Consider the following 13,372-nt stretch of genomic DNA (forward strand, 5'->3'; position numbering starts at 1 on the left):
ATCTGGTTTTGCTGTATACTATTTATATAGGTTTAATATATTTTCTTTGTGAATGGTATTGAAAAAGAGTATGTGATGAGAAATTCTTAAACATGCAAATGAAAACTTTGTTTTCATTTCGTATATACATAAAAATGCTTTGTCAATTCTGTAGGGAGGTATTTCCATGGTAGAGAAAATGAATGAAGAAGTTATGGATTCAAAAGAATTACAAGTTGGTGACGTTGTTACAGGTTCTGTAACGAAAGTTGAAGAGAAACAAGTGCTTGTAAATGTTGGATACAAAACAGATGGCGTAATTCCAATTAGTGAATTAGCTAACGTTCATATTGAAAAAGCAAGCGATGTTGTAGAATTAGATCAAACACTAGAGTTAAAAATTATTAAATTAGAAGAAGATGATCTTGTCTTATCTAAACGTGCTGTTGATGCAGAAAAAGCATGGGTAGAATTACAAGAGAAATTTACTTCTGGTCATGTATTTGATGTTACTGTAAAAGATATCGTGAATGGCGGATTAGTTGTGGACCTTGGTGTTCGTGGTTTTATCCCAGCTTCACTTGTAGAAGTACATTATGTAGAAGACTTTACTGACTATAAAGGTAAAACATTAGCGGTAAAAATTGTTGAATTAGACCGTGAAAAAAATCGTGTAATCCTTTCTCATAAAGCGGTAGTAGAATTAGAACTAGATTCTAAGAAAAAAGAAGCAATTTCTTCATTAAAAGAAGGTGACGTTGTTGAAGGAACAGTGCAACGATTAACTGACTTTGGTGCTTTCGTTAACGTTGGTGGTGTGGACGGTTTAGTTCACATTTCACAAATCTCACACGAACGTGTAGAGCAACCATCTGAAGTATTGGAGCAAGGTCAAAAGGTAAAGGTAAAGGTATTATCTGTTGATGCTGATACACAACGTATTTCTTTATCAATTAAAGCAGCTCAACCAGGACCTTGGGAAAATGTTGCTGGCGAAATAAAAGCTGGAGATATTCGTGAGGGAGTAGTAAAACGCCTTGTTACATTTGGTGCATTCGTTGAGATTTTACCTGGCGTTGAAGGACTTGTACACGTATCTCAAATTGCAAATCGTCACGTGAAAAATCCGAGTGAAGTATTGGAAATGGGACAGGAAGTAAAAGTGAAAGTGCTTGAAGTTCACGTAGCAGAGAAACGTATTTCTTTAAGTATAAAAGAAGCGCTTGAGGAAAATAATGTAACTGAAGATTATAGTCAGTATGAGCCAAATGCTGATTCTGCTACTTTCCAATTAAGTGATATTATTGGTGAACAACTGAAAAAATTAAAGAAATAATGAGGGGTACAAGTGGTAAGGGCAAAACGTAAATTAGATCATATTGAATATGCTCTTTCTACTGGACAGTCTCGTACGCATGGCTTTCATGATATTGATTTTGTGCATCAAAGCTTGCCAAATTCAAATTATGACACAATAACATGTGAAACAAAAATCGGCGAACTTTCACTAAGTTCGCCGATTTTTATCAATGCGATGACTGGTGGTGGAGGAGAGAAAACGTTACATATTAATGAGCAATTAGCATATGTAGCGAAACATCATAACCTTGCTATGGCTGTAGGTTCGCAAATGGCGGCGTTAAAAGATAAAAGTGAGGCTGCTTCTTATAAGGTGATTAGAAAGGTAAACCCAAATGGTATTTTCTTTGCTAATTTAGGTAGTGAGGCAACTATCGAACAGGCAAAGTGGGCTGTCGATATGATTGAAGCGAACGCGCTACAAATTCATTTAAATGTCATACAAGAGTTAACGATGCCGGAAGGAGACCGTGACTTTATTGGTGTACTTCAGCGAGTTGAGAAAATTGTTTTAAATAGTGAAGTACCTGTCATTGTAAAAGAAGTTGGATTTGGGATGAGTAAGGAAACGGTACAACAGTTAGCGAACGTAGGTGTAACAGCAATTGATATTGGTGGACAAGGTGGTACGAATTTTGCTGCTGTTGAAAATGAAAGAAGACAGCGAATGCTTTCTTATTTTAATAACTGGGGCATACAAACAGCTACCTCGATTATTGAAGCAACCTCTACAAATAATAACCTCTCTTTTATTGCATCTGGGGGTATACAAACAGCGCTTGACGTAGCGAAAGCAATCGCATTAGGGGCGAATACAACTGCGTTTGCTGGTTACTTTTTACGTATTTTAATGCAAGATGGTATCGAGAAGTTAATGGATGAAATCGATCTTTTACATACAGATTTGAAATTTATTATGACAGCTCTCGGTGTGAAGACGATAGAAGAGTTGCAATCTGTACCTCTTGTTGTAAAAGGTGAAACATATCATTGGTTAATGCAGCGTGGTATTGATACTACGCATTATAGTAGGAGATGAAAAATCAACCGTTTGGTTGATTTTTTTCTTTTTTGTTCTTTTTCGTAATATAAAGTGAAGAATGGAATTAGTATTTTATAAAAATATTTTTTCATAAAAATGTAATGAAAAAAAGGGTTGGAAAATGTAGATGGTTAGTTACTGAACTATTAGATAAGGCTTGATTTCCTAAGGGGATAGGTGGAGGTGAAAAGAAGTGATGGGAGGATATAGTACGTAAAAAAGTTATTTCGATATAAATAAAAAACATTAAAATGATTATGTGAAAGACGGTTTCGTACAATATCGAAACCGTCTTTTTGTATTCATTAGTGCTGGTTTTGTTTTCGAGCTTGCTCTGGTGTATCAAGTCCAGTTGCGCCTGGATATTGTAGTGATCGGTCACGGTCAGATTCAACGCGGCGTGATTCTCTTAGTTTTCGTTCTTGGCGATCTTTACCCATAATGAATAACACCTCCTTGTTAAAAGTGTTGCTGTTATAAGAAAAAACTATGCGTAAATAAAGTAGATTAACTTTCATAAAAAGTTCCCATAATGGAAAACATAGGAGGTGAAGTTGATGGATGGAAGTACTTTTTATTTTGTAGCTTGGATAGGATGGATTATCGTAACCTTTTTTATGAAAAAGGATCCTATTCGGTGGAAGTTAGGCGCTTGTATATTGATTTTTATAATTTGCTCTCCGTTATATGTAACGATTGCCTCATTCGTGGTATCAGTAAATGCTCTTTTACTTTGTATTATTTCTTTTATAGGAATCACGCTATATTCTATTTGGAAAAAATTATATAGCTTACTTTCGGCACTTATTATTGCAATGTTATATACAAGTTTTCATCTGTTAGAAATATATGATCCGATTTGGATTGTGGTGGATAGAGTGTTTCTGCTAAGTAGTGCTCTTGTGTATGCATCAGTGTTATTGCATGGGGATCGTATATTACGATTATGTTCCTTATATGTAGGAATGTTACAAGGAGAGTTGCTAGTAACGCTTATTTTTCGGAAATTGAATTTTCCATATGATTACGGTAGTTTAGCGTTTTTTGATATCGTCGCCGTTTCTACATTATTCATGGCAGTATTGTTTTGGATTGCAAAAGCATCAGTATACATGGAACAGTTTAAGAGAAAAACACGTAAAAGAAAGGCGAGGGTAATACATGACTGAATATACACCAGCCATTTTATGCGGCGTAATAGCGGGGACGGTTACAAGGGTGTTAATGCTTCGGACGGATACGCGGCAATATCCGACGAGGTTGCACGGGAAAATTATTCATATTGCAATGGGGTTAATTGCAGCTGCTTTAGGAGCAATTGCAATCCCATCAATTTTGAAAAAAGATTTTTCTGCCATTACATTTCTTACGTTAGCAGCGACGCAATTTCGTGATGTACGTAATATGGAAAGAAACACACTTCAACAATTAGATGGATATGAGCTCGTACCGCGTGGAAATACATACATTGAAGGAATTGCATTGGTTTTTGAAAGTCGCAACTATTTGGCGATGTTAACGTCGTTTGCAACGACGTTTGCGTATATAGGATTCCGTTCATGGATTGCTGGAGTAATTATGGCTATACTCGCATTTTTTATTGCGAAAAAATTAATGTCTGGAAAAAGGCTACATGATCTTGTTGAGATTGAGCATGTTCCGCTTCGTTTTGAAGGAGCAGGACTTTATATTGATAATATTTATATTATGAATATTGGATTACCAGCGAGGCAAGAAGAAATTATGAAATATGGCATGGGATTTATTTTAAAACCGAAATCAATTGATGCGATGGTGACAATCTCAAATTTAGGGCAACGGCAAGCTGTTTTACACGATGTTTCGGTGGCGTTAGGGATCTATAGAGATTCTGGTACACCAGCGCTTGTACCGTTAGCGAAGCGTGATTTAGAGGACGGCAGGGTTGGAATCTTTGTCTTGCCGCAAGATCAAGATGCAGAAAAAGCGATAAGTGTCATAGGAAATGTACCAACGTTAGAAAGTGCTGTACATATGTCATCGGAAGCCCCGAAAGGAAGGGGAGATAAGAGATGATGTTAGAAAGTGTTATTCTGGCAGTTATTACAACGACGCCAGAAAAATTTGCAGGTGGTGCACCTTTATTTGTTTGTGAGTCGACGGAGGAACTAGAATTTGTTGCAAATAATTTAGAGGCAATTTTAGATGGTATTGCGCATCGCTTACAAGAGAATGTATATATTATTGTGAAACATTAGGAACGTGTGTTATAATGTGAGGTGTTTTGATACGTTGAGAAATATTCTGGAATGCAAATCCCTTCTTGCACAAAGAAGGGTTTTTTACATAATAAACAGAAGCAAGTTGAAAGGATGAAAGTATATGCCGAAACCAGTAATAGCAATAGTAGGCCGCCCGAACGTAGGAAAATCTACTATTTTCAATAGAATTGTTGGAGAAAGAGTTTCAATCGTAGAAGATATACCAGGTATAACTCGAGACCGTATTTATAGTGCGGGAGAATGGTTAAATCATGAGTTTAACATTATTGATACAGGTGGAATTGATATTGGAGATGAGCCGTTCTTGACACAAATTCGTCAACAGGCGGAAGTCGCGATTGATGAAGCAGATGTTATCATTTTTATGACGAATGGTCGCGATGGTGTAACTGCAGCGGATGAAGAAGTTGCTAAAATTTTGTATCGTTCTAAAAAACCAATTGTACTTGCGGTAAATAAGATTGATAATCCAGAAATGCGTAGTGATATTTATGATTTTTATTCATTAGGATTTGGCGAGCCATTCCCGATTTCAGGTACACACGGTTTAGGACTTGGTGATTTGTTAGATGAAGCTGCAAATCATTTTCCGAAGATTGAAGAAGAAGCGTATGACGATGAAACAATCCGTTTCTCTTTAATTGGACGTCCAAACGTAGGGAAATCATCGCTTGTAAATGCACTTCTTGGTCAAGAACGTGTAATTGTAAGTAATATAGCAGGAACGACGCGTGATGCTGTCGATACACCATATAGTAAAGATGATCAAGATTATGTAATCATCGATACAGCTGGTATGCGTAAAAAAGGAAAAGTATACGAAAGTACAGAAAAGTATAGTGTGCTTCGTGCACTTAGAGCGATTGAACGTTCTGACGTTGTTTTAGTTGTTTTAGACGGAGAAGAAGGAATTATTGAGCAAGATAAAAAAATCGCTGGATATGCTCATGATTCAGGACGAGCTGTTATTATCGTTGTAAACAAATGGGATGCAGTGAAAAAAGATGAAAAAACAATGAAAGCATTTGAAGAAAACATCCGTGCTCATTTCCAATTCTTGGATTATGCACCGATTGTATTCTTATCTGCGAAAACGAAAAAACGTACACAAACGTTATTACCGGTTATCAATGAGGTAAATGAAAGCCATAGCATCCGTGTACAAACAAACGTATTAAACGATGTAATTATGGATGCGGTAGCGATGAATCCAACACCGACTCATAATGGTAGCCGTCTGAAAATCTTCTATGCGACACAGGTTGCGGTAAAACCACCGACATTTGTTGTGTTTGTAAACGATACAGAATTAATGCACTTTTCGTATGAGCGCTTCTTAAAGAATCGCTTACGTGAAGCGTTCGGTTTTGTAGGAACGCCGATTCACATTATCGCTCGAGCAAGAGACTAATGGAGAGGATGTGATTTTATGACAAAAATCACAGTAGTAGGAGCAGGTAGCTGGGGAACAGCGTTAGCGATGGTATTAGCTGACAATGGACATGATGTACGTATTTGGGGAAATCGCCCAGAACTTATGGATGAAATGAATACGAAGCATGAGAATAGTCGATATCTCCCAGGCATTACATTGCCAAGCACAATCGTAGCCTACTCTTCTTTAGAAGAAGCATTAGTAGATGTAAATACAGTACTGCTAGTAGTGCCGACGAAAGCGTACAGAGATGTATTACAAGAGATGAAAGAGATTGTTACAGAACCGATTACTTGGATTCATGCGAGTAAAGGGATTGAACCTGGTACGTCAAAACGTATTTCGGAAGTGATCGAGGAAGAAATTCCAGAGAACTTAATTAAAGATGTTGTTGTATTGTCTGGACCGAGTCATGCTGAAGAAGTTGGTTTACGACAAGAGACAACTGTTACGTCTGCAGCAAAGCGTATGGAAGCGGCTGAGGAAGTACAAGATCTGTTTATGAATAGTTATTTCCGTGTATACACAAATCCAGATATCGTTGGGGTTGAACTTGGTGGTGCGTTAAAAAATATTATCGCATTAGCTGCTGGTATAACTGATGGTCTTGGATTAGGTGATAATGCAAAGGCGGCATTGATGACACGTGGTTTAACAGAGATTGCTCGTTTAGGAAGAAAAATGGGTGGAAATCCGTTAACGTTTGCTGGTCTAACTGGTATGGGAGACTTAATTGTAACTTGTACAAGTGTTCATAGCCGAAATTGGCGCGCTGGAAATATGCTTGGAAAAGGACACTCTTTAGAAGAAGTGCTAGAAAGCATGGGTATGGTTGTGGAAGGTGTAAGAACAACGAAAGCTGCTCATGAATTGGCAGAGAAAATGGAAGTTGAAATGCCGATTACAGCTGCTTTATATGACGTACTGTTCAATGGGAATAACGTAAAAGATGCGGTAGGCTCATTGATGGGACGTGTTCGAAAACATGAAGTGGAAGCTATACCTGACTTACTGTAAAGAAAAGCGACAGAAGTACATTTGTACTTCTGTCGCTTTTTTATTTTTTGGGTCTTTTCACCATTTTTTCATTTTTGCATAGGATGAAGAGTAACTTGAGGAGAGGGTGAAAAGAATGGATAATAACATTTTTAATAATATTGAGAAGGAAGCGAAAGTAAATAAAGAGGATATTTTTAAATTAGCATCATCTGTACAAAATGCGAATTTACGTGATGAAACTGTACTTCGTCAATTAATTCATCAAGTTGCTCTTATGGCAGGACGTGAAGTGCCGAAAGAGCAAGAGGATCAAATTGTAAAAGCGATTATTAACAATAATATGCCAGCAGATTTTGGCTCGTTAAGCAAAATGTTTAAAAAATAAATTATGAGAAACAAAGAGTTTGTAGATTGCATATGATAGCCATGAAAGAATGGGAGTAGAGCTGTTTTTGGGCATATTTGGTCAACCGAAGCGAGAGGTATAGTCGCTTCGGTTTTATTTTTATGTAGATTGGTGGAGGGTAGAAAAAATCCAGTTGAATAAAGTTACGCGTTATTAATTCGTATTAAAATGTTCTTTTTATATTTGTTTAAAGATTTTAATTTGTTAAAATAGTATAAAAATAGTTTAATAAAAAGGGGTGTGTATATGTCAGAAGGGCTTATGAAAATGTGGTTGGCTTTAGGAGCAATTGGATTTATGTTTTTTGCAGTAAGTTTTATTTTATTAAGTAGACATAAAATAAAGAATAAATTTTTGAAAGGGATTACAGCGTTAGTAGCGTACACCCTTATGGTTGTGTCAGGAATTGTTATTTTTCTTGTTGTATTTAGTGGACCTGTACAGCAGTAAATGGAATGGTCTCGAAAATGCTACATACGGAGCAAGTTATATTAGTGTGAAAAGGTGATGCTAGTGAAAAAAGTCCATATTATTTTAATATTTTGTTGTATGAGCCTTTTAACGGGGTGTCTGTATCCGAAAGAAAATATGAAGCAAAATGCGGTTCCTTATGAAGATCAGCTACAGGTTGTTCAAAAAGCTGTTGTGACATTTAAGGATCAAAATGATGGGATATTGCCAATTAAGACGAGGGATATGAGTACACCTATTTATCAAAAGTATCCAATCGATTTTCAACAGATTGCCCCGCGTTACATACAAGAAGCGCCAGGGAATGCGTATGAAAGTGGAGGCGTCTATCAATACGTATTAATAGACGTTGAAACAAATCCAACAGTAAAGTTAATTGATGTTAGGATGGCTGAACAAATTCAGGAACTATCTTTAAAGCTTAGGATGTATCGTGATGAACATCAATATCCACCTTTTAAAAAAGTAATTTCAGATGGTGTATATGAATTGGATTTCAAAAAACTAGGATATAAAGATGTACCACAAGTGACAAGTCCGTATTCTGGTAAAGGACTTCCTTTTGTAATAAATGAAAAAGGAGAAGTTTTTGTTGATTATAGAATCGACTTATATGACGCTTTGAAAAAAAATGAAGGGCAGTTTACGGAGGGAGAAGATATTCGGAATATACTTTCGAAAGGTTCCCCGTTTGTACCAGCTTATTCTTTACCGTACACGGTAAAGGACGGAGAACCAATTTTTTTAAAATCATAAGTCATGAACCTTTCTTTTAGTGAATAAGTTCTAGAAGAAAGGTTTTTTATGTTATACAACTTACGATGCAAACAAAAGATATTTTTTAATAGTCATATGAAATTGGACAAAATTATATGATATATTGTCCGAACTTCTAGAATACCATTATATTATATCAGATATTATAGGCAACGTTAGAGAAGGTATTAGTTGACTATAAACGCGGAATTATTCCCAAAAATTTTGAGGGAGGGAATCACTTGGAAAAGGTAGATATTTTTAAAGATATTGCAGAACGAACAGGCGGTGATATTTATTTTGGAGTTGTAGGAGCTGTTCGAACAGGGAAATCAACATTCATTAAAAAATTTATGGAACTCGTAGTTATTCCAAATATTGAGAATGAGTCTGACCGTCAAAGAGCGCAGGATGAATTGCCTCAAAGTGCTGCTGGTCGTACAATCATGACGACGGAACCGAAATTTGTTCCAAACCAAGCGGTTTCAATCGAGGTAGATGAAGGACTTGAAGTGAATATTCGATTAGTAGATTGCGTTGGATATACAGTTCCAGGAGCGAAGGGCTATGAAGATGAGAATGGCCCGCGTATGATTAATACCCCTTGGTATGAAGAACCTATTCCATTCCATGAAGCTGCAGAAATCGGTACGCGTAAAGTAATTCAAGAACATTCAACCATTGGTGTTGTAATTACAACAGATGGAACAATTGGTGAAATTCCAAGAAGAGATTATATAGAGGCAGAAGAGCGCGTTGTAAATGAGTTGAAAGAAGTAGGAAAACCTTTCATTATGATTATTAATACGGTACAGCCGTATCATCCAGATACAGAGCAATTACGCCAAAGTTTATCTGAAGAATATGATATCCCGGTTATTGCGATGAGTGTTGAGAGTTTAAGAGAAACAGATGTATATAATGTACTTCGTGAAGCGCTATTTGAATTCCCTGTATTAGAAGTGAATGTGAACCTTCCAAGCTGGGTAATGGTGCTTAATGAAGGGCATTGGTTACGTCAAAGTTATCAAGAAGCAGTTCAAGAAACTGTGAAAGATATAAAACGTCTTCGTGATGTGGATCGAGTTGTTTGGCAGTTTAGTCAATATGAATTTATTGATCGAGCAAGCCTAGCTGGTATTGATATGGGGCAAGGTGTGGCGGAGATTGATTTATATGCGCCGGATGAACTATATGATCAAATTTTAAAAGAAGTAGTAGGGGTAGAAATTCGAGGGAAAGATCATTTATTGAAGCTTATGCTCGATTTATCTCATGCGAAAATAGAGTATGATCAAGTGGCAGACGCTCTGCGTATGGTTAAACAAACAGGATATGGCGTGGCAGCGCCTGCATTAGCGGATATGAGCCTAGATGAGCCAGAAATTATTCGTCACGGTTCAAGGTTTGGTGTGAAGTTAAAAGCGGTAGCGCCATCTATTCATATGATTAAAGTAGATGTAGAGTCAACGTTTGAGCCGATCATTGGTACGGAAAAACAAAGTGAAGAATTAGTTCGTTATTTAATGCAAGATTTTGAAGATGATCCGTTATCAATTTGGAATTCTGATATATTCGGACGTTCACTTAGCTCGATTGTTCGAGAAGGAATTCAGGCGAAATTATCTTTAATGCCAGAAAATGCAAGATATAAATTAAAAGAAACGCTAGAAAGAATTATTAATGAAGGATCTGGCGGATTAATTGCGATTATATTATAAGAAAAAATCCCTCTCATTGTAGAGGGATTTTTTGTTTTTTTACGTATGAAATAGAAAAATAAACAGTCATTATCTAATATATTGTTGTAAATTGTCAAGTTTCATCAGATTTTCACATTTTCAGAGTAACAATTTCCTTAAAATCATTGAATTATAAAGGAGAATCGTATAATATAGGCGTTGATAATGATTTATCTACATCTTTGTAGTATAGAATTTGTAAAAATTGCCTACAAATGAAAGTAAGACTCATTTTATGATCATTATACAGTCTTATCTTTGGGAGGAGGTGAATGGCATGAACAAGACAGATTTAATCAATGCTGTTGCAGAAGCAAGTTCCCTTTCTAAAAAGGACGCAACAAAAGCAGTAGACGCTGTTTTTGATTCTATCTTAGAAGCTTTAAAACAAGGTGATAAAGTACAACTGATCGGATTCGGTAACTTCGAAGTTCGTGAGCGTGCGGCTCGTAAAGGTCGTAACCCACAAACAGGTGAGGAGATTGAAATCGCTGCAAGTAAAGTACCTGCATTCAAACCTGGTAAAGCGTTAAAAGATGCGGTTAAATAATCCTTACATATTAACAGGGAAGAAGAGTTTCCTTTTTGGAAACTCTTCTTTTTGCTTTTAAAAACATAAATATGCTAGAATGTGTTCGTATCACTTTTAGGTTTTCGGGAGGGCTAGCGGATGGCAAAAGTTAATTTAGAACAAATTGAACATGCAGTACGCCTTATTTTAGAGGCAATCGGAGATGACCCAAATCGTGAGGGAGTACTTGATACACCAAAGCGTGTTGCAAAAATGTACGCAGAAGTGTTCGCGGGTATGCATGAAGATCCGAAAGAGCATTTGCATAAAGTATTCGGAGAAGATCACGAAGAGCTTGTACTAGTAAAAGATATACCATTTTATTCGATGTGTGAGCATCATTTAGTTCCATTCTATGGAGTTGCTCACGTTGCATATATTCCGCAAGGCGGAAAGGTGACAGGGTTAAGTAAATTAGCTCGTACTGTAGATACAATTGCACGTCGTCCACAACTACAAGAACGTATTACATCAACAGTGGCGAACTCTATTATGGAAGTACTAGAGCCGCATGGTGTAATGGTAGTAGTAGAAGCAGAACATATGTGTATGACGATGCGTGGTGTGAAAAAACCAGGTGCGAAAACAGTAACGACAGCAGTGCGTGGTGTGCTTGAAAATGATGCTGCAGCACGAAGTGAAATTTTATCTTTTATTAAAACGAAGTAAAGAAAAGCGGGAAACTGCTTTTCTTTTTTTTACAAGTAAATAAATGATATAGTTTTAGCCAGACAGAGTGAGATTAGAAAGATTCCCTAGATGAATGGCAGGTGTAGCCAAGTTTTGGTTATAGAAAATAGAGTGTATGTGTTATAATAAGTTTTATGAATTAGAAAACAAGGGTGATTTTTTGTGTGTGACATCTACGGAGGGTATGCGGGTATAAAAGAGAAATTGATGGAGAAATTACGCCATCCTTATTTTATAAACTATATTGAAGAACCATTTATTGATGAAGAAAAAATAGCATTGTTATATGGTGCTTTAAAGAGTGCAAACTTACATATAGAACAAATTGAGCATTATGTAGTAACAATTATGCTTGTACAAATTGCACTTGATACGCATGAAAGGGTATCAAATAAAGCAGGTGAAGAAGCGATTGAATCGCATAAATGTCGCCAATTAACAGTACTTGCAGGCGATTACTATAGTGGACTATATTATTATTTATTGTCTATGAATCGTGATATTGTTTTAATTCGTGCGCTTGCTGAAGGAATTAAAGAGATTAATGAACATAAAATTATGTTATACCAAAAGGCGCATGAAACGACGGACGACATAATGAAAAGCGTAGTAACGATTGAGTCTGCGCTCCTGCAAAAAACATGTGATCATTTTCATTTATCGCATTGGAAGCCATTTATCACATACGTATTAGGTGGAAATCGCCTTCAAAAAGAAATTCAATTGTATGCTGATAAACAACATTCACCTGTTTTTCAAGGGGTTCAAGAGGCTTTAGTGGATAAAGTAGAAGTAGAAACAGTGATTAATGGTTGGATGATGGAATTGAGAAAGAAAGAAAAACAATTTTTAGAAAATCACACAGACATAAATGAAATAAATTCTGTGTTAAGGGATAAATCGAAGACATAAGCAATTTTACATTGGAAGAAGGTACGAGCATGCAACAATCAAAAGAAGAAAGAGTACATGACGTATTTGAAAAAATTTCTGATAAATACGATGTGATGAATTCTGTAATTAGTTTTCAAAGACATAAAGCGTGGCGTAAAGAAACGATGCGAATTATGGATGTACAACCTGGCAGTAAAGCGCTTGATGTATGTTGTGGAACCGCAGATTGGACAATTGCGCTAGCTGGAGCGGTAGGTGAGCAAGGAAAGGTTGTTGGCTTAGACTTCAGTGAAAATATGTTATCTGTTGGTAAGCAAAAGGTAGAGGCGTTACAATTAAAACAAGTAGAACTTCTACATGGGAATGCAATGGAGCTTCCGTTTGAAGATAATACGTTTGATTATGTAACGATTGGGTTTGGTTTACGTAACGTACCGGATTATATGCACGTATTAAAAGAAATGACGCGTGTAGTAAAACCAGGTGGAAAAGTAATCTGTTTAGAAACATCTCAACCAACAATGATTGGTTTTCGACAAGGGTATATTTTATACTTTAAATATATCATGCCGTTATTTGGAAAGATGTTTGCGAAAAGTTATAAAGAATATTCATGGCTTCAAGAATCTGCTAGTGCATTCCCAGGGATGAAAGAATTGGCTCAAATGTTTGAGCAAGCTGGACTTGGACGTGTGCAAGTAAAACCATTTACTTTTGGGGTAGCAGCGATGCATTTAGGTATGAAACCAGAATCAAAATAGAAAAAA

General features: G+C 36.5%; 16 protein-coding genes. 15 read left to right on the forward strand and 1 reads right to left on the reverse strand.

The genetic code is table 11. The features are described from left to right. Positions 1-166: 166 nt before the first annotated feature. Together rpsA and fni are read left to right on the forward strand one after the other, a co-directional pair. On the forward strand, positions 167-1,315 hold the full coding sequence (rpsA, locus tag COK05_RS22610; RefSeq protein ID WP_098614350.1) for a 30S ribosomal protein S1: 1,149 nt from the start codon (positions 167-169) through the stop codon (positions 1,313-1,315). A gap of 12 nt (positions 1,316-1,327) precedes the next feature. Next, a complete protein-coding gene (fni, locus tag COK05_RS22615) occupies positions 1,328-2,377 on the forward strand; it encodes a type 2 isopentenyl-diphosphate Delta-isomerase (RefSeq protein ID WP_098614351.1) in 1,050 nt (349 codons plus the stop codon). 308 nt (positions 2,378-2,685) lie between these two features. Here the strand turns inward: fni and COK05_RS31095 are convergent, their stop codons facing one another. Continuing rightward, positions 2,686-2,820: a YpzI family protein gene (locus COK05_RS31095; protein ID WP_141539218.1), complete on the reverse strand. Its 135-nt coding sequence runs from the start codon at positions 2,818-2,820 to the stop codon at positions 2,686-2,688. A gap of 117 nt (positions 2,821-2,937) precedes the next feature. On the opposite strand from COK05_RS31095, the gene COK05_RS22625 reads away from it, so the two are divergent. From COK05_RS22625 to menG, 13 genes are all read left to right on the forward strand, one after another. Next, positions 2,938-3,549: a YphA family membrane protein gene (locus COK05_RS22625; RefSeq protein WP_098614353.1), complete on the forward strand. Its 612-nt coding sequence runs from the start codon at positions 2,938-2,940 to the stop codon at positions 3,547-3,549. Next, positions 3,542-4,435 carry a YIEGIA family protein gene (locus COK05_RS22630; RefSeq protein ID WP_098614354.1) on the forward strand — a complete coding sequence of 298 codons (894 nt, stop codon included), beginning with the start codon at positions 3,542-3,544 and terminating at the stop codon, positions 4,433-4,435. Before COK05_RS22625 ends, COK05_RS22630 begins: the two co-directional genes overlap by 8 nt. Continuing rightward, positions 4,432-4,617 (forward strand): capping complex subunit for YIEGIA, encoded by a 186-nt coding sequence (locus COK05_RS22635; RefSeq protein ID WP_000979059.1) that lies wholly within the window; start codon positions 4,432-4,434, stop codon positions 4,615-4,617. The genes COK05_RS22630 and COK05_RS22635 overlap by 4 nt, the downstream gene beginning before the upstream one ends. Positions 4,618-4,741: 124 nt before the next feature. Then, the gene (gene der / locus COK05_RS22640; protein WP_098614355.1) at positions 4,742-6,052 is read left to right on the forward strand and encodes a ribosome biogenesis GTPase Der; all 1,311 of its coding nucleotides are present in this window, start codon (positions 4,742-4,744) and stop codon (positions 6,050-6,052) included. An 18-nt stretch (positions 6,053-6,070) separates the two neighbouring features. Next, entirely contained in the window at positions 6,071-7,093 is a 1,023-nt protein-coding gene (locus tag COK05_RS22645) for an NAD(P)H-dependent glycerol-3-phosphate dehydrogenase (RefSeq protein WP_098614356.1), read from the forward strand. 115 nt (positions 7,094-7,208) lie between these two features. Beyond that, positions 7,209-7,460, forward strand: coding sequence for a stage VI sporulation protein F (locus COK05_RS22650; protein ID WP_000369753.1), 252 nt, complete (start codon positions 7,209-7,211; stop codon positions 7,458-7,460). Positions 7,461-7,727: 267 nt separating this feature from the next. Continuing rightward, on the forward strand, positions 7,728-7,931 hold the full coding sequence (locus tag COK05_RS22655; RefSeq protein WP_001289005.1) for a DUF2768 domain-containing protein: 204 nt from the start codon (positions 7,728-7,730) through the stop codon (positions 7,929-7,931). Between the two features lie 63 nt (positions 7,932-7,994). Further along, positions 7,995-8,708, forward strand: a complete 714-nt coding sequence (locus tag COK05_RS22660) for a hypothetical protein (protein WP_141539219.1) — start codon at positions 7,995-7,997, stop codon at positions 8,706-8,708. A gap of 242 nt (positions 8,709-8,950) precedes the next feature. After that, complete coding sequence (spoIVA, locus tag COK05_RS22665) at positions 8,951-10,429, forward strand: stage IV sporulation protein A (RefSeq protein WP_000416519.1); 1,479 nt, start codon at positions 8,951-8,953, stop codon at positions 10,427-10,429. Positions 10,430-10,727: 298 nt separating this feature from the next. Then, a complete protein-coding gene (locus COK05_RS22670) occupies positions 10,728-11,000 on the forward strand; it encodes an HU family DNA-binding protein (protein WP_001043860.1) in 273 nt (90 codons plus the stop codon). 120 nt (positions 11,001-11,120) lie between these two features. Next, entirely contained in the window at positions 11,121-11,690 is a 570-nt protein-coding gene (gene folE, locus COK05_RS22675; RefSeq protein ID WP_001151478.1) for a GTP cyclohydrolase I FolE, read from the forward strand. Positions 11,691-11,873: 183 nt separating this feature from the next. Then, positions 11,874-12,623, forward strand: coding sequence for a heptaprenyl diphosphate synthase component 1 (locus COK05_RS22680; RefSeq protein ID WP_141539220.1), 750 nt, complete (start codon positions 11,874-11,876; stop codon positions 12,621-12,623). A 29-nt stretch (positions 12,624-12,652) separates the two neighbouring features. Beyond that, on the forward strand, positions 12,653-13,366 hold the full coding sequence (gene menG / locus COK05_RS22685; protein ID WP_098614357.1) for a 2-heptaprenyl-1,4-naphthoquinone methyltransferase: 714 nt from the start codon (positions 12,653-12,655) through the stop codon (positions 13,364-13,366). Positions 13,367-13,372 lie beyond the last annotated feature (6 nt).

This window comes from Bacillus cereus, from assembly GCF_002567495.1.
Classification (GTDB): Bacteria; Bacillota; Bacilli; order Bacillales; family Bacillaceae_G; genus Bacillus_A; species Bacillus_A cereus_AQ.